This window comes from Acidimicrobiales bacterium, assembly GCA_035316325.1.
In the GTDB taxonomy this organism is placed as follows: Bacteria; Actinomycetota; Acidimicrobiia; order Acidimicrobiales; family VFJN01; genus DASXTK01.
Genome location: DATHJB010000070.1, coordinates 16,509 through 31,884, shown reverse-complemented (window position 1 = coordinate 31,884; position 15,376 = coordinate 16,509). Strand labels below are relative to the sequence as shown.

15 protein-coding genes are annotated in these 15,376 nt (G+C 71.5%); 6 read left to right on the top strand and 9 right to left on the bottom strand.

The features are described from left to right. The 4 genes from VK611_09820 to VK611_09805 form a co-directional block, all read right to left on the bottom strand. Nucleotides 1-590 (bottom strand): SRPBCC family protein (locus tag VK611_09820; protein HMG41617.1); only part of this gene is annotated, 590 nt, incomplete at its 3' end. A 42-nt stretch (nucleotides 591-632) separates the two neighbouring features. Continuing rightward, nucleotides 633-3,008 carry an endopeptidase La gene (gene lon, locus VK611_09815; GenBank protein HMG41616.1) on the bottom strand — a complete coding sequence of 792 codons (2,376 nt, stop codon included), beginning with the start codon at nucleotides 3,006-3,008 and terminating at the stop codon, nucleotides 633-635. Between the two features lie 161 nt (nucleotides 3,009-3,169). Beyond that, nucleotides 3,170-4,123 carry a pirin family protein gene (locus VK611_09810; protein HMG41615.1) on the bottom strand — a complete coding sequence of 318 codons (954 nt, stop codon included), beginning with the start codon at nucleotides 4,121-4,123 and terminating at the stop codon, nucleotides 3,170-3,172. Nucleotides 4,124-4,196: 73 nt separating this feature from the next. Then, the gene (locus VK611_09805) at nucleotides 4,197-5,600 is read right to left on the bottom strand and encodes a glycosyltransferase family 39 protein (GenBank protein ID HMG41614.1); all 1,404 of its coding nucleotides are present in this window, start codon (nucleotides 5,598-5,600) and stop codon (nucleotides 4,197-4,199) included. A 150-nt stretch (nucleotides 5,601-5,750) separates the two neighbouring features. On the opposite strand from VK611_09805, the gene VK611_09800 reads away from it, so the two are divergent. Beyond that, entirely contained in the window at nucleotides 5,751-6,989 is a 1,239-nt protein-coding gene (locus VK611_09800; protein ID HMG41613.1) for a glycosyltransferase family 2 protein, read from the top strand. Here the strand turns inward: VK611_09800 and VK611_09795 are convergent. Beyond that, nucleotides 6,880-7,506 (bottom strand): class I SAM-dependent methyltransferase, encoded by a 627-nt coding sequence (locus VK611_09795; GenBank protein HMG41612.1) that lies wholly within the window; start codon nucleotides 7,504-7,506, stop codon nucleotides 6,880-6,882. The genes VK611_09800 and VK611_09795 overlap by 110 nt on opposite strands. A 24-nt stretch (nucleotides 7,507-7,530) precedes the next feature. Between VK611_09795 and VK611_09790 the strand changes: the two genes are divergently transcribed. Continuing rightward, nucleotides 7,531-8,445: an oxidoreductase gene (locus VK611_09790; protein HMG41611.1), complete on the top strand. Its 915-nt coding sequence runs from the start codon at nucleotides 7,531-7,533 to the stop codon at nucleotides 8,443-8,445. A gap of 54 nt (nucleotides 8,446-8,499) precedes the next feature. Here the strand turns inward: VK611_09790 and VK611_09785 are convergent, their stop codons facing one another. From VK611_09785 to VK611_09775, 3 genes are all read right to left on the bottom strand, one after another. Beyond that, a complete protein-coding gene (locus tag VK611_09785) occupies nucleotides 8,500-9,732 on the bottom strand; it encodes an acyl-CoA dehydrogenase family protein (protein ID HMG41610.1) in 1,233 nt (410 codons plus the stop codon). Further along, nucleotides 9,729-10,784 (bottom strand): phosphotransferase family protein, encoded by a 1,056-nt coding sequence (locus VK611_09780; protein HMG41609.1) that lies wholly within the window; start codon nucleotides 10,782-10,784, stop codon nucleotides 9,729-9,731. The genes VK611_09785 and VK611_09780 overlap by 4 nt, the downstream gene beginning before the upstream one ends. Nucleotides 10,785-10,852: 68 nt before the next feature. Beyond that, complete coding sequence (locus tag VK611_09775) at nucleotides 10,853-11,692, bottom strand: SDR family oxidoreductase (GenBank protein ID HMG41608.1); 840 nt, start codon at nucleotides 11,690-11,692, stop codon at nucleotides 10,853-10,855. A 95-nt stretch (nucleotides 11,693-11,787) separates the two neighbouring features. Between VK611_09775 and VK611_09770 the strand changes: the two genes are divergently transcribed. From VK611_09770 to VK611_09755, 4 genes are all read left to right on the top strand, one after another. Next, nucleotides 11,788-12,366, top strand: coding sequence for a helix-turn-helix domain-containing protein (locus tag VK611_09770; GenBank protein HMG41607.1), 579 nt, complete (start codon nucleotides 11,788-11,790; stop codon nucleotides 12,364-12,366). An 82-nt stretch (nucleotides 12,367-12,448) separates the two neighbouring features. Next, nucleotides 12,449-13,240, top strand: coding sequence for a VOC family protein (locus VK611_09765; GenBank protein ID HMG41606.1), 792 nt, complete (start codon nucleotides 12,449-12,451; stop codon nucleotides 13,238-13,240). A 15-nt stretch (nucleotides 13,241-13,255) separates the two neighbouring features. Beyond that, nucleotides 13,256-13,693 carry a DUF393 domain-containing protein gene (locus VK611_09760; GenBank protein ID HMG41605.1) on the top strand — a complete coding sequence of 146 codons (438 nt, stop codon included), beginning with the start codon at nucleotides 13,256-13,258 and terminating at the stop codon, nucleotides 13,691-13,693. Nucleotides 13,694-14,020: 327 nt separating this feature from the next. Beyond that, nucleotides 14,021-14,770, top strand: coding sequence for a VOC family protein (locus VK611_09755; GenBank protein HMG41604.1), 750 nt, complete (start codon nucleotides 14,021-14,023; stop codon nucleotides 14,768-14,770). Nucleotides 14,771-14,786: 16 nt separating this feature from the next. Here VK611_09755 and VK611_09750 read toward each other — a convergent pair whose 3' ends face one another. Further along, nucleotides 14,787-15,374 carry a helix-turn-helix domain-containing protein gene (locus VK611_09750; GenBank protein ID HMG41603.1) on the bottom strand — a complete coding sequence of 196 codons (588 nt, stop codon included), beginning with the start codon at nucleotides 15,372-15,374 and terminating at the stop codon, nucleotides 14,787-14,789. Nucleotides 15,375-15,376 lie beyond the last annotated feature (2 nt).

Here is a 15,376-nt window from a genome sequence, read left to right as displayed (position 1 = left end):
TCCTCGGGGACGCCGGCGGCGATGTCGGCCTCCGTCCAGGCCTCGCCGCTGCGGCGCATGAAGTCCCTGCCCTCCGGGGTCGCCAGCAGCTCGGCCTCGTCGGCCTTCGGCTGTTCGGGGTTGGCGATGTACCAGTCGAGGCCCAGCAGCGTCAGGTCCCAGCCGATGCCGATCGCGCCGGTGCCGAACATCTTCATGTGCGGGTCATCGGGGTCGATGTGGGCGAGGTGCTCCAGACGGAGGCGGGTCTCGCCGTCGTCGGCCGGCTCAAGGTGGACGTCGACCCAGGTGACGGCCCCGCCGAACTCCCAGGTGACGGCCACGTGCCGGGGCGGCTTGCAGGCGAGGATCTCCCCGCCGGCGTTGCCCTCCAGCTGGTAGCGGCCGCCGAGCTGCAGGTCGCCCGAGATGGGCATGAACCAGCGTGGGATGCGCTCGGGGTCGGTGAGCGCATCCCACACGTCGTCCACGGGGGCGGGGTAGGTGCGCTCCAGGACCGCGAGGCGGGCGGGCTTGCCCTCGTGGTCCCGGTCGATCACCCGGCGGGTGACGGCACCGATGGTGGCGGCGATGTCGAACTCTGAATCCATGCCGCCAGTCTTATCAGCAGTGACTTATATAAGCAAGGACCGTTACGCTGCCTGGAGGGCGAAGGCCAGCACGTCGGACACGTCGTCGACCGGGTGGAAGGTGATGGCCTCCCGCACGGTGTCGGGCACGTCCTCCAGGTCGGCCTCGTTCCTGGCCGGCAGCATCACGTCGGTGAGGCCCGCACGATGCGCTGCCAGCACCTTCTGCTTGACGCCACCGATGGGCAGCACGTGGCCCTGCAGGGTGATCTCGCCGGTCATGCCGACCGTCGGCTTCACCTTGCGGCCGCTGAGCAGGCTCACCAGCGCGGTGGTCATGGTGATGCCGGCCGACGGGCCGTCCTTGGGCACCGCCCCGGCGGGGAAGTGCACGTGGAAGCGGCGTCCCTCCAGGGCGGCGGGATCGATGCCCAGCGCCTCCGCCCGCGAGCGGACGTAGGACAGGGCGATCTGCGCCGACTCCTTCATGACGTCGCCGAGCTGGCCGGTGACGGTCAGCCCCGACTCGCCGGGCATCGACGTGGCCTCGACGAACAGCACGTCGCCGCCCACACCGGTCACGGCCAGGCCCGTCGCCACGCCCGGCGAGGCGACCCGACCGGCCGTCTCGTCGTGGAAGCGGCGCCGGCCCAGCAGCTCGGGCACGTCGTCGACGTCGACGGCGATGGGTGTCGCAGCACCCGCCGCCACCTTCGTCGCCGCCTTTCGGAGCAGCTTGCCGAGCTGACGCTCGAGCGAGCGGACCCCGGCCTCACGGGTGTAGCCGGCGACGAGCTCGTGCAGCGCACCCGAGCTGATCGTGACCTCGCCGTCGCGCAGCCCGTTCTGGCCGAGCTGGCGGGACAGCAGGTGATCGCGGGCGATGGCGACCTTCTCGTCCTCGGTGTAGCCGTCGAGCCCGATGATCTCGAGCCGGTCCAGCAGGGGACCGGGGATCGAGTCGAGCACGTTGGCCGTGGCGATGAACACCACGTCGGACAGGTCGAGCTCGACCTCCAGGTAGTGGTCGCGGAAGGTGTGGTTCTGGGCGGGGTCGAGCACCTCGAGCAGGGCCGACGAGGGGTCGCCCCGCCAGTCGGCGCCGAGCTTGTCGACCTCGTCGAGCAGCACGACCGGGTTCATGGTCCCGGCCTCGCGGATGGCCCGCACCAGGCGCCCGGGCTGGGCACCCACGTAGGTGCGGCGGTGGCCGCGGATCTCGGCCTCGTCGCGCACGCCGCCCAGGGAGAGGCGCACGAACTTGCGGCCCAGGGCCCGGGCGACCGAGGCGCCGAGCGAGGTCTTGCCGACGCCCGGAGGCCCCACCAGGGCGATGATGGCGCCCGGCCGGCGGCCGCGGGTGACCAGTTCCTCGGTGACGGCGGCCTCGCCGTCCTCGGCGGCGCGCTCGGCCCGCAGCTTGCGGACGGCCAGGAACTCGACGATCCGCTCCTTCACCTCGTCGAGGCCGGTGTGGTCCTCGTCGAGGATGACGCGGGCATCGGTGACGTCGAGGTTGTCGTCGCTGCGCTCGGTCCACGGGATGCCGAGGACCGTGTCGAGCCAGTCACGGATCCAGCCGTGCTCGATGTTCTGCGCCGGGGTGCGCTCGAAGCGACCCAGCTCACGCTCGATCGCCTCGGCGGACGCCTCGGTGACGGCGCTCTGCTCGCGCAGCTCGGCCAGCCGGCTGCGATAGCCGTCGACCAGCTCCGACTCGTCGTCGTCCTCACCCAGCTCCTTGCGGATGGCCTGCATCTGCTGGCGCAGCAGGAACTCGCGCTGGGTCTTCTCCATGCCGTCGGTCACGTCCTTGCGGATGCGCTCGCTCAGCTCCAGCTCGGCCAGGGCGTCCTTGACCCAGCCCAGCACCAGCTCGACACGGGCCCGGACGTCGACGGTCTCCAGCAGCTCGACCTTGCTCTCGAAGCTCAGGTCGGGCCACCAACCGGCGAGGTCGGCGAGGGAGCCAGGGTCGTCGGCGCCGCGCAGCATCTCGGCCAGGCGAGGGCCGCCGAGCGACTCGAACAGCGCACGCAGCGCGGCCCGAAGCTCGGTGGTGAGCTCACGAGCCTGGTCGAGGGAGAGGGGGATCTCCTCGACCGGCTCGGCCTGGACCCAGAGTGCGGCGGTGTCGCCGACGATTCCCTGGCCGACCGTGGCCCGTGCCGTGGCGCGCACGACGAGGGCCTGGGTTCCACCGGGGAGCTTGCCCCGGTCTTCGATGGTGGCGATGGTGCCGATGCGGGCGTAGCGCCCGTCGGCGGTGCGGGGCACCAGCAGGAGCTGGGCACCGACCCGGTCGGCGGCGGCTGCCGCAGCCCGGGCCTCGGGCGTCTCCGCTGCGATGGTGAGCACCATGCCGGGGAGCGCGACGCCGCTCTGCAGCGGCATGAGCGGTAGGGCGGTGATCTCGACGTGTTCTGCCGACTCGGGCATGTTGTGCGCTCCTCAGCGGATGGTTCCTACTGGTGAAAGGGAACGCTAGAAGGGGATCGGGCATTCCCCAACGCACCAAACCTGAGTCATGCGTTGTCAAGGTCGCGCAAACTGCGTGTCTCGTGGTCGCTGGAGGGCCACGAGACACGCAATTTCGGAGGTCAGCCCGGGATCTGGCCCATCCGGCCGGCCTGGAAGTCGTCGAAGGCCTGCTGGAGCTCGGCCCGGGTGTTCATCACGAACGGGCCGTAGTGGGCCACCGGCTCCCGGATCGGGGTGCCGCCGAGGAAGACGACGTCGAGGTCGGGCGTCCGGCTCTCGGGCGGGTTCGCCGCGGCGGCGACGGTGATCGCGTCGCCGGGGCCGAATACGGCGAGCTGGCCGCTCTGGACGGGACGCTGCTCGGCGCCGACGGTGCCGGCCCCGGAGAGGACGTAGACCAGGGCGTTGAACGTCGGGTCCCAGGGGAGGCGCAGCCGGGCGCCGGCCGTCAGGGTGGCGTGGGCCATGGCGATCGGCGTCTGGGTGACGCCGGGGCCGGCCTGGCCACCGATCTCGCCGGCGATCACCCGCACGAGGGCGCCTCCGTCGGGTGAGGCCGCCAGCCGGACACCCTCCGCCCGGATGTCCTGGTAGGCGGGGGGCGTCCACTTCCTGGCGGCGGGCAGGTTCACCCACAGCTGCAGGCCGTGGAACAGACCGCCGCTGACCACCAGCTCCTCGGGTGGCGCCTCGATGTGGAGGAGCCCCGACCCGGCGGTCATCCACTGGGTGTCGCCGTTGGTGATGAGGCCGCCGCCGCCGGTGGAGTCCTGGTGGCGGAAGGCGCCGTCGATCATGTAGGTGACGGTCTCGAAGCCCCGGTGCGGGTGCCAGGGCGTGCCCTTGGGCTCGCCCGGCGCGTACTCCACCTCGCCCATCTGGTCGAGGTGGATGAAGGGGTCCAGCTTGGCCAGCTCCACGCCGGCGAACGCGCGCCGCACCGGGAAGCCCTCGCCCTCGAGGCCGGAGGGGGCGGTGGTCACCGACACGACGGGCCGGTCGACCGCTACGGCGGGGTCGGGCTCGGCGATGGAGGGGAGGGTGAGGATGTCGTCGACGGTGACTGCGGGCATTGCGCGTCTCCTGGTGCTGGGCCGGACGCTTCGCTCGGAAGCTCCTCAACCCAACGATAGTTGCGCCCGCAATTTATGCCTTCGCCAGGGCTTCCCCGGCTGCGGCCGATTCGACTCCTCGCTCTGCGGCGGCCGGCGCCACGTCGGCTTCGGCGGTGTCCGTGTCCCCGTCGTCGCCACCGTGTCCCTCGCGATGGCGGCGTCGGCGGATCTCCTGCAGCGCCGCGTCCAGCGCCACCGCCGCCAGCAGCACCAGCGCCACCTCCGCCAGGGCCCGGTAGCGGGTCTGCCCGATCGACATGCCGGCGGCGATCGCCACCAGCGCCACGAAGGCGAGCTGCGGGAACAACGGCACCTTGCGCTGTCGCAGCACCACCGCCCCCGCGATCGCCAGCAGGCTCAGGCCCCAGTACATGTACAGGCCCGGGCGCGAGACGGTGGTGGTCGGCCCGCCGAGGGAGTCGAACTTCAGCTGGAAGGACGGCTGGTAGAAGCCCCAGGTGCGGCCCTCGCGGGCCAGGATCACGACCGGCAGCCGCCCCCGGTGCTCGCTCATGTAGTCGAAGGCCATCTCCTGCAGGGCGACGTCACGGCTCGACGCGTCGCCCTCGTCGGCGACCTCGCCGGTGGCGTCGCCGAGGCACTCGAAGCTCCAGAAGCCGAGGAACCGCTCGTCGTAGTAGGCGGGGTCGCAGTTGGCGGCGACCAGCGTCTGGCCCAGGTTCGTGGTGAGGATCACCGGTTCGTCGAAGCGCGCCGTGTTGTAGGCGGCCCACGGGAGGATCTGCAGCACCACCACCCCGACGGCGACGGCGAACCAGCGCAGCCGGCTGGCCAGCGGCACCGTGCGCTGCAGCGCGATCGCCGGCAGCGCCAGCAGGCCCAGCAGCAGCCCCGACTCGGGCCGCGTCATGGTGAGCAGGCCGATGAACAGCCCCATCGCGGCCGCGCCCCGCAGGCTGGGGCGCTGCCAGAACCCGTAGGCCGTGTAGATGCACAGGGTCCCCAGCAGGATGGCGAGGGTCTCGCACTGGAGCAGGCGCTCGTACATCCAGAGGTTCGGGTAGACGGCCGCGATCGCCGCGGCGATCAACCCGACGCGGCGGCCGGCGATGCGGCGGCCGGTGAGGCCGACCGCGGCGACCGTCGCGGTGCCGATCAGCGCGGCGAAGACCTGGAAGTAGACCTTGTTCTGGAAGCCGAGCAGCGCCGGCCCCGCGAGGAGGGTGGTCCAGGCGGGCGGGTGGTCGGCGGACGCCGAGACGCTCGGGTCCAGGGTGAAGGGGAGCATGAACCCCGACACGAAGCCGTGGCCGTCGACCAGGGCCAGCGCCGAGATGTAGTAGCCGTCGCCGTCGCCACCGACGAAGTCCCCCGATTGCACCACCACGTACACGACGCGGAACAGGCCGGCAGCCAGCACGACGGCCGCCAACGCCCAGTCCTCACGGTCGCGGCTCCCCAGCCACCTTCGCACCTGTCTCACCTGGAGGAAGCTCCAGTCCACCTCAGTCCCCGGCAACAGCGGACGAGACTGTAGCGGCATCCGACCGTCGCCATCAGGACACTGCGAGTAACGTGGGCGCCGGCCAGGCATGGGGACCTGGGAATCCGTACTGGGGGCGGCATGGGGGCCAAGGCGATCGGATCGGTATCGGTGGTGTTGCCGTGCCTCGACGAGGCCGAGTCGGTCGGTCGGTGCGTCGCCGCGGCGCTCGAGGGCCTGGCGGCGGCAGGTGTCGACGGCGAGGTCGTGGTGGTCGACAACGGCTCCTCCGACGGTTCGCCGCAGCTCGCGGCCGATGCCGGGGCCCGGATCGTGCACGAGACGCGGCGGGGCTACGGCTCTGCGCTCCGGGCCGGGTTCGCGGCGGCGAACGGCGACGTGGTGATCATGGCCGACGCCGATCTGACCTACGACTTCGCCAAGATCCCGGAGCTCCTGGCGCCGATCGAGGCGGGGGAGGCCGACCTGGTGCTCGGCTCCCGGCTGGGCTCGGCGACGCGGGAGACCATGCCGTTCCTGCACCGCTTCGTGGGCACCCCGGCGATCACGTTCCTCACCGCCCGGGCCTGCGGGCGTCGGGTCGTGAAGGACAGCCAGTCCGGCTACCGGGCCTTCCGTCGCGACGCCGTCCAGGCGTTGGAGCTGCAGTCGACGGGGATGGAGCTGGCCAGCGAGATGCTCATCCGCGCCGCCCGGGGCGGGCTGCGGATCACCGAGGTCGAGACCGGCTACGGCCCCCGGGTGGGGGAGTCGAAGCTGTCGACGTTCCGCGACGGCTGGCGGCACCTGCAGCTGATCCTGCTCATGGCCCCCGACCTGCTGCTCGTCGGTCCGGGCGCTGCCGTCTGCGCACTTGGTGCCCTGCTGCTGGGGGGCAGCTTCGCGTTCCCGGAGGGCGTCGACGTGGGCTCGTTGCGCTGGCAGCCGGTGTTCTTCTCCGGCATTGCCCTGGTCGTCGGCCTGCAGGCCGTGCTCGCCGGCGCCGTGCTGGCCCACCACTCGACGATCGCGGTGCCCGGCGCCCAACGCCGCTTCGCCTGGGTCGGCCGACCCGACCTCCCTGTCCGGGCCCTCGCCACCGGCGTCGCCATGGCGCTCGCCGGGTTCGCCCTCAACGTCGTGCTGTTGGTGCGCTGGCTCGGCGGCAACGAGGCGCCGACGGGACGGGGCTACGGCCTGGCCGCGCTGTCGCAGTCGCTGATCATCCTGGGGGGCACCGTCGCCAGCTTCGGAGTGGTGACCCGCTTCCTCACGTCGCGGCGGGGCCTACTGCCAGCCGGGTCACGACGTGCAGGCGCCGATCGAACAGCCACGTCGCCGGCGGCGGATAGAGCCCCAGACCTGTCTGCCACGCCTTGACGCTGAGGCCCACCTCGGCGAACGCCTGGTCCCAACGGGAGCGGCGCCAGTAGTTGTAGGGCAGGACGACGCCGTGGTGGGCGTTGCCGACCCAGTCCATGAGCCGCAGCGTGGGTCGGGCCAGGAACCCGTCGGCCAGGTGGTCCTTGAGGACGACGTGGCCGGCCGCCACCCGGGCGGCCTCGCGCAGCAACACGGTGGCGTCGTCGGTGTGGTGGAGCACGTCGACGAACATGACGGCGTCGAAGCTGTCGTCGTCGTAGGGGATGCGCACGCCGTCGAACTCGGTGACCGGGATGTGCGTCTCGGGTCGCACCAGCACGTCGATGCCGACGATCTCCACGTCGGGCCGGATGTCCATCACGGCCCGGGCGATCGAGCCGTCGCCGCAGCCCACGTCGAGCACCCGCGTCGGCGGCGCCTCGGCCTCCGGCAGCAGCTCGGCGATCTCCCGGGCGAGCACCTGCACCCGTCGTCCGAACACCAACCCCGAATGCGCCCGCCCGATCACGCTCATGCCAGGTGACGCTACTTTGCCGTGATGGGACGATGGAGCCTGGACGACATGCCCGACCAGTCGGGCCGCACGGTGCTGGTCACCGGGGCCAACAGCGGGTTGGGGGTGCGCAGCGCCGAGGCCTTCGCCGCCAAGGGGGCGCACGTGCTGATGGCATGCCGCAACGAGGCCAAGGCGGAGATCGCCCGGCGTGACGTCGCCGCGGTGGCGACGGGGCCGGAGCCGACCGTCGTCCGCCTCGACCTGTCGGACCTGGCCTCGGTGCGCAAGGCCGCCGACGAGGTGGCGGTCTCCGTCGACCGGCTCGACGTGCTGCTCAACAACGCCGGGGTGATGGCGATCCCGCGGGCCACGACGACCGACGGCTTCGAGATGCAGTTCGGCACCAACCACCTGGGCCACTTCGCCCTCACGGGGCTGCTGCTGCCGGTGCTGCGCAAGGCCGAGGCGCCGCGGGTGGTCACCACGTCGTCGAACGGCCACAAGGTCGGTCGCATGGACTGGGACGACCTGCAGGGCGAGCGGCGCTACGGCAAGTGGCGGGCCTACTCGCAGTCGAAGCTCGCCAACCTGCTGTTCGCCTACGAGCTCGACCGCCGGGCCACCGACGCCGGGCTCGACCTGCTCTCGGCCGGGGCCCACCCCGGCTACTCCCGGACCCACCTCACCGACCGCGACGGCGCTCGCGTGTGGGGGATGGCCGTGGCGATCGGCAACCGGCTGTTCTCCCAGAGCGACGCCGCCGGGGCCTGGCCCCAGCTGTACGCGGCCACGATGCCCGACGTGAAGGGCGGCGACTACTACGGCCCCGACGGCTTCCAGGAGATGAAGGGCTCGCCCCGCATCGCCCCGACCACGGCCCGCGCCCGCGACGAGGCAGCTGCAGCGGGCCTGTGGCAGCTCTCCGAACGCCTCACCGGCGTGACCTACGACTTCTGACCGAAACTGCGTGGCAGGTGGCCCTCCTACGACCCCGAGCCACGCAATTTCGGGTCACACCGGGAGGTCGCCGGTGGCGGTCCGGGTCGACCCGTGGTCCTTGTAGGCGGCGATGGTCCGCTGGGCGATGCGCATCTGGTGCACCTCGTCCGCCCCGTCGGCGAAGCGGGCCCAGCGGGCGTGCTGGTACATCGACGCCAGGGGAGTGTCGGTCGAGTAGCCGAGGGCGCCGTGCACCTGGATCGACCGGTCGATGATCCGGCCCAGGGCGTTGGCCACGAAGTGCTTGGCCATCGACACCTCGGACTTGAAGTCGAGGCCGCCGTCGATCCGGTAGGCGGCGTGCAGCACCATGAGCTTCGCCTGGTACAGCTCCATGGTGGAGTCGGCGATCATCCACTGGATGCCCTGCTTCTCGGCCAGCAGCGAGCCGTGGGCGAAGCGGTTGAGCGACCGGTCGACCATCATGTCGAGCGCCATCTCGGCCTGGGCTATCCAGCGCATGCAATGCGCCAGCCGGGCCGGCCCCAGGCGGTACTGGCCCAGCATGTGGCCCTGGCCGCGGCCGCCGAGCATGGCCGAGTCGGGCACCCGCAGGTCCTCGATGAGGATCTCGGAGTGGCCGGTCGAGCCGTGCATGGTCTCGATCTGGCGCACCTCGGTCCAGCCGTCGGACGGGATGTCGACGATGAACGCCGTGTTGGCCGCCTGCGGCAGGTCGGGATCGTCCTCGGTGCGCGCCAGGAGGATGGCGAACTGGGCGCGGTGGGCGTTGGAGATGAACCACTTGTGCCCGTTGATCACCCACTCGTCGCCGTCCTGGTAGGCGTTCGTGCGGATGAGCGTCGGGTCGGAGCCGGCCACCTCGGGCTCGGTCATGGCGAAGCAGCTCATCGCCTTGCCCTCGCACAGCGGCCGGAGGTACTTCTCCTTCTGCTCGTCGGTGGCCCAGTGGAGCAGCGTGTGCATGTTGCCCTCGTCGGGCGCCATGCAGTTGAGCACGAACGGCCCGAAGCTCGACTTGGCCGCCTCGGCCTGGACCATCGCCAGCTCGACGTGTCCGAGCCCCATGCCGCCCCACTCCTTCGGCATGTGCGGGAGCCACAGGCCGGCCTTCTGGGCCTCGCCCCGCATGGCGAAGAGCGTCTGGATGTAGTCCATCCGGGACTCGACCCGGTCGAGCCCGCCGATCTTCTCCTCGCCGGGCTTGACCACGTCGTCGATGAACTCCCGGACCCGCAGGCGGATGGCCTCGAGCTCGGGCGTGAGGGTGAAGTCGATGCTCATGACGCAACTCCGATGAGTGAACGGGCCCGGGCGAACAGCCCGAGGGTGATGGCGTGCAGCAGGTCGCCGGTCGGCTTGGGGGCCTTGCCGCCGCAGGCGCGGGCGTGGGTGCCCTCGAGGACGATGCCGAGCTTGAAGCAGGCCAGCACCGTGTACCAGGTGATGGCCGAGACGTCGCGGGTCGAGCGCTCGGCGTAGCGGGCGACCAGCTCGTCGCGGGTGGGCAGGCCGGTGCTGCCGCCGATCGCCCCGGTGACGACCGAGGCCATGGCGTCGTCGTCGCCGAGGGGCTGGGGCCAGGTGGCGAGCAGCCAGCCGAGGTCGAGCAGCGGGTCGCCGATGGTGCACATCTCCCAGTCGACGATGGCGGCGAGGCGGGGCCCGTCGGGGGCGAACATCACGTTGGCCAGGTGGTAGTCGCCGTGCATGATCCCCGGCTGCCAGGTGGTGGGCCGGTTGGCGTCGAGCCAGGCGGCGACCTCGTCGAGGCCGGGGATCTCCGGCCCTGGGTAGCCCTCGATCTGGCCGTACGACTCGAGCTCGCCCTGCCAGCGGGGGACCTGGCGCTCGAGGAAGCCCTCGGGCTTGCCGAAGTCGGCGAGGCCGACGGCCACGTGGTCGACCGCTCCCAGGCGGGCGGCGGCGTCGGCGGTCTGGAGGCCCATCTCGTGGCGGATCTCCGGGTCGCCGGCGTGGAGCGGGGGGAGGCCGACGGTGGCGTTGAAGCCGTCGATGGGCTCCATCAGGTAGAAGACGGCGCCGTTCATCAGGGTCTCGTCGGTGCAGCCGGCGACGAACCGGGGGTGGGGGACGTCGCTGACGGCGAGCGCGGCGAGCACCCGCTGCTCACGCCGCATGACCTCGTTGCTGGCCTTGCGCAGGTGCTTGGGCCCGCGGCGCAGCACGTAGGACTCGCCGCCCCGGGTGAACCGGAGCAGCACGTTCTGCGTGCCGCCGCCCAGCGCCTCGACGTGCTCGATCGGGCCGGGCGGCAGGCCCCGCTCGTCCATCCAGCCGGCAAGGACGTCGAGGTCGACGACCTCAGGTTCCACGGGTTGATTCGACTGCATGAGAGCCTGATCTTTGCGCATGGTCAGGCACCATGCCGAAATCGGTGGGGCTACCCCGGGGTCGGGTCGGCGTCGCCGATCTCGAGCAGCGACGTGATGCCGTGGTCGCGGCCGGCCGTGTAGCCGCCGTCGACCGTCAGCGCCGCGCCCGACACGAACGAGGCGTCGGGGGAGATGAGGAACAGCGCCGCCGCGGCGACCTCCTCGGGCTCGCCGAAGCGCTGGAGGGCGTGGGCCTCGCGGTAGCTGGTGCCGGTGTCGCGCAGGCCCGGCGCCGAGAACGCGGCCTCGGACATGGGGCTGTTGATCACCCCCGGGCACACGGCGTTGCTGCGGATGCCCATCCGCCCGTACTCGACCGCGAGGGTGCGGCACAGGGCCACGATCCCGCTGGTCGCGGCGCCGAAGGGCCCGCCGCCCGACGCCGCCTCCAGGGCCGACACGCTGGCGACGGCACAGATGGCGCCGCGCTCGCCGTCGATGCGGTCCTGGCTCAGCATCTGGGCCAGGGCCGCCTTGGCCACCACGAAGGTGCCGGTGAGGTTGATGGCGATCACCCGCTCCCACTCCTGCCGGTCGAGCAGGTGCATGACGCCGCCACCGGCGACCCCGGCGGCGTGGACGACGCCGTCGAGCCGCCCGCCCACCTCGACCGCGGCGGACACGGCCTCGACGGCGGCGTCCTCCTCGCGGACGTCGGTCTGCACGAAGAGGTAGCGGTCCCGGGGGAGCTGGAGCGTCTCGTCGACGTCGGGCGGAACGCTCACGTCGGCGGCGACGACGGTGGCTCCCTCCTCGAGCAGGCGCTCAGCCGCGGCCTTGCCGATGCCCGACGACGCTCCGGTGACGAGCACGGTCTTATCCGCAAACCGCTCCCGATACCACTCCATGTGGCGAGACCTCTTCCCTTTGTGTGAACAAGGTGATACATTATGTTCAATCGTTCCATCGTGCATGAATTGCATGCCGATCGAACGCCGATCCGATGCGCGAAACGCCAGATCGCATCCTCGAAGCTGCCGAGCGTTGCATGAACCGCTACGGATCTGCCGTCTCGATGGGCGATGTCGCCAGCGAGGCGGGGTTGTCCCGGGGCTCCGTGTACCGCCACTTCGGCGACCGGGATGCGCTGGTCACGGCGGTTCTTGCCCGCACCGTCGACCAGTTCCTCGCCTCGGCCGCGGCCCGGGTCGACCGCCGCCGGACCCTCTCCGGACAGTTCGCGGAGGCGATCACCCTGGTCGCGAACCGCGCGCGTGACGTCGACGCGGAGAGTGGGGGCGCCCCGGTGTCGGCCCGTCGTGACACGCCGCTGGCGCTGGTGCTGGTGCGCGACACCTCGTCGATGGCGCCGCGCTGGATGGAGTTCTGGGCCCAGCGGCTCGACGCTGCCAAGGCCCGGGGCGAGGTGCGCGCCGATCTCGACGGCCGCGTGGCCGCTGAGTGGCTGGCGCGGATGCTGTTGTCCTTCGCGGTCGCTCCCGAGGTCGAGGTCGATCCCGACGATCACAGGGCGGTGCGGCGGTTCGTCGATCACCACCTGTTGCAGGGGCTCGCAGCCTGACCTCGACAAGCCCTTGCGCCCGTGACCGGGTGCTATGTTCCCTATCGGAATACCTCCTACCGCGCCCCCTGAGGAGCCTGGCATGGCACGTCTCCGCACCTACGATCCGGGCGTCCCCTCCTGGGTCGATGTCATGTGCCACGACACGGCGAAGGCGGCAACGTTCTACCGCGGGCTCTTCGGTTGGGAGGCAGTCTCGCAGGGTCCGACCGAGGTGACGGGCGGATACGCGATCTTCCAGCTCGACGGCCACGACGTCGCCGGCATCGGCCCCGGCGAGCAGCCCGGGTGGACCACCTACATCACGGTGGCCGATGTGGAGAAGACCGCCGCCCTGGCCGCCGAGCACGGGGCGAAGGTGCTCACCGAGCCGCGGACGGTGCCGTCGCCGCTGACCCTCACCGACGCCGGCCGGATGGCGCTGCTCGCCGACCCCGAGGGCGCGGTGTTCGGCGTCTGGCAGCCGGCCGACCACACCGGCGCCGACGTGACGGGGGAGCCCGGCAGCCTCCGCTGGAGCGAGCTGGGCGTCCGCGACGTCGAGCAGGCCAAGGCGTTCTACGGCGCGCTCTTCGGCTGGGAGGGCGAGACCCACCCCTTCGCCGACGACACGTCCACCTACACCGAGTTCTCCCTGCCGGGGAACGACACGAAGGTCGCCGGCATGGTGCAGATGAACGAGCAGTGGCCCGAGGAGATCCCGGCCCACTGGATGGTGTACATCGCCGTGGCCGACGCCGACGCCGCGGCGGCGCAGGTCGTCGAGCTCGGCGGCACCGTGTCGGTCGAGCCGTTCGACCTGCCGAACGTGGGCCGCATCGCGGTGGTCAACGACGTCGACGGCTCGGTGTTCTCGGTGATGGCGCCCGTCTGACGGCACACTGGGGCGGTGCGCGCCCGACCGGTCCTCCTCTACGACGGCGACTGCGCGTTCTGCTCCACCTGCGCCCGGTTCATCGAGCGCCGGATCCCCACGTCGGCCGAGGTGCTCGCCTGGCAGCTGACCGATCTCGGGGCGCTCGGCATCGAGCCCGAGACGGCCGAGGCGGCGGTGCAGTGGGTCGACGTCGACGGCACCGTTGCCGCCGGATCTGACGCCGTCGCCCGGCTGCTCGTCGACGCAGGGTCGTTCTGGCGGCCGTTCGGCCTGCTCATCTCGGTGCCGCCGGGCCGGTGGCTGGCGGGTCCGGTGTACCGCCTCGTGGCCCGGAATCGCCATCGACTCCCTGGTGGGACGGCTGCGTGCGCTCTCCCGTCGGCCCGTCGCGACGCCTCGGAACGCACGGACCGTACGGATACGCGCGGAGCGTCAGCCATTCGGCCATGAATTTCGATAGCGTCTAGGTGGAGGGCGGCGTGATCGAGAGGGAATCTCAGGCGGGATGAACGGGTGTGCGCGATAAACGGCACATCCACCTCACGGGGCGTGTTCTCTACGGGTACATTCCGCGCGGCGAGCGGTGGGTAGGAGGTTTCATCGGTGGGCTACGAGCGGGAACACACGCCGGGCACGCCGTCATGGGTCGACCTGACCAGTCCGGATCTGGTCACATCGGCCCGTTTTTACGGCGGATTGTTCGGATGGGATACGGCCATACGTGGCCCGGCGGAGTTGACAGGCGGCTATCTGGCGTTCCAGTCAGACGAGAGCGACGTGGCGGGCCTCGTCCGGCATCAGGGAGACGAGCCACCGTCGTGGACGACGTACTTCGCGGTCCACGACGCGGACGAGATCGAGGCGGTGGTGGTGAGCAACGGTGGCGCGACGCTCGTGCCGCCCGTCGACGTGCCCGACATCGGGCGGATCGCGCTGTTCATCGACCCTCCGGGTGCGGTGTTCGGCGTGTGGCAGGCGGGTGAGCTGCGCGGTGCGGAGCTCACCGAGGCGCCGGGCGCGATGTGCTGGAACCAGCTGGCATCGCGCCACATCGAGAGCGCGAAGCGGTTCTACGGGGCGGTGTTCGGCTGGGTCGGGGCGACCACGCCGTACGAGACCTCGTCGTACACGGCGTTCCGGCTCGACGGGAGCGACGTGGCCGGCATGGTCGAGATGGACCGCAGCTGGCCGCGCGACCTGCCGTCGCACTGGATGACCTACTTCGGCGTCGAGAACTGCGACGTCACCGTGGAGCGGGCGGTGGAGCTGGGCGGGGCCGTGGCGGTCGAGCCCTTCGACATGCCCAAGGTCGGTCGCACGGCGGTGCTGGGCGACCCGCACGGGGCGGTGTTCTCGATCCTGGCGGTCGACGCCGAGACCGCAGCGACGGCAGCGACCGCCCGCACCGAAGAGCGCACCGTCGAGGACGACGAGCCGAAGCTCTCGCCGGACGTGGACGACGAGCTCTTCCCCTTCACCCGGGTCGACGCTGTCCGCGGCTCCGGCAGCAAGTCGGCCACCGGCTAGGCCGGGTCAACCGAGGTCAACCGAAGAGCGCGGTCGCGAGCTCTGTCGCGGCGCCGTCGCCGTCGGCGGCGCCGGCCGCCAGTTGTTCGGCGACGAGGGCCAGGAGGTGGCGGCGGACCAGACGGGCTGCCAGCTCGGGGTCGAATTCGCGGGCCCGTAGCTCGGGGAAGCCGTGCTCGAGCCAGGTCACCAGGCCGACGTCGAGGGCGGCGATCAGGTTGCGGGCCGACATCTGGGCGGCCGCGTCGCCCCGGAGGCCCTCGCCGAGGATCAGCCGCAACACGGACTGCTCGTCGAGCGTGCCCGACCACAGCCAGCGCAGCAGCTCGGCCAGTCGTTCCCCGGGTGGCCGGTCGAGGTCGAGCGGTGGCGCCTCGTTGGCCATCCGCTCGCCGTAGCGCCGCTCCTCGATGACCGCCCGCAGCACGTCGGCCTTCGAGGGGAAGTAGTGGTAGATCGTGGCGACGTTGAGCCCGGAGGCGTCGGCCAGCTGTCGCATCGACGTGCCCGCTGCGCCCCGCTCGCTCATCAGCCCCAACGCGCTGTCGAGGATGCGGGCCCGGGCGCCCGGCGGTGTCGGCGCGATCGCTTCGGTTGCGGTCACCG

Bases quoted from the DNA above. Each gene is read 5' to 3' on its own strand.
- VK611_09790 (HMG41611.1), top strand. From the start codon at position 7,531: ATGGGACGATGGAGCCTGGACGACATGCCCGACCAGTCGGGCCGCACG.
- VK611_09795 (HMG41612.1), bottom strand. From the start codon at position 7,506: ATGAGCGTGATCGGGCGGGCGCATTCGGGGTTGGTGTTCGGACGACGG.
- VK611_09785 (HMG41610.1), bottom strand. From the start codon at position 9,732: ATGAGCATCGACTTCACCCTCACGCCCGAGCTCGAGGCCATCCGCCTG.
- VK611_09770 (HMG41607.1), top strand. From the start codon at position 11,788: ATGCGCGAAACGCCAGATCGCATCCTCGAAGCTGCCGAGCGTTGCATG.
- VK611_09775 (HMG41608.1), bottom strand. From the start codon at position 11,692: ATGGAGTGGTATCGGGAGCGGTTTGCGGATAAGACCGTGCTCGTCACC.
- lon (HMG41616.1), bottom strand. From the start codon at position 3,008: ATGCCCGAGTCGGCAGAACACGTCGAGATCACCGCCCTACCGCTCATG.
- VK611_09800 (HMG41613.1), top strand. From the start codon at position 5,751: ATGGGGGCCAAGGCGATCGGATCGGTATCGGTGGTGTTGCCGTGCCTC.
- VK611_09810 (HMG41615.1), bottom strand. From the start codon at position 4,123: ATGCCCGCAGTCACCGTCGACGACATCCTCACCCTCCCCTCCATCGCC.
- VK611_09765 (HMG41606.1), top strand. From the start codon at position 12,449: ATGGCACGTCTCCGCACCTACGATCCGGGCGTCCCCTCCTGGGTCGAT.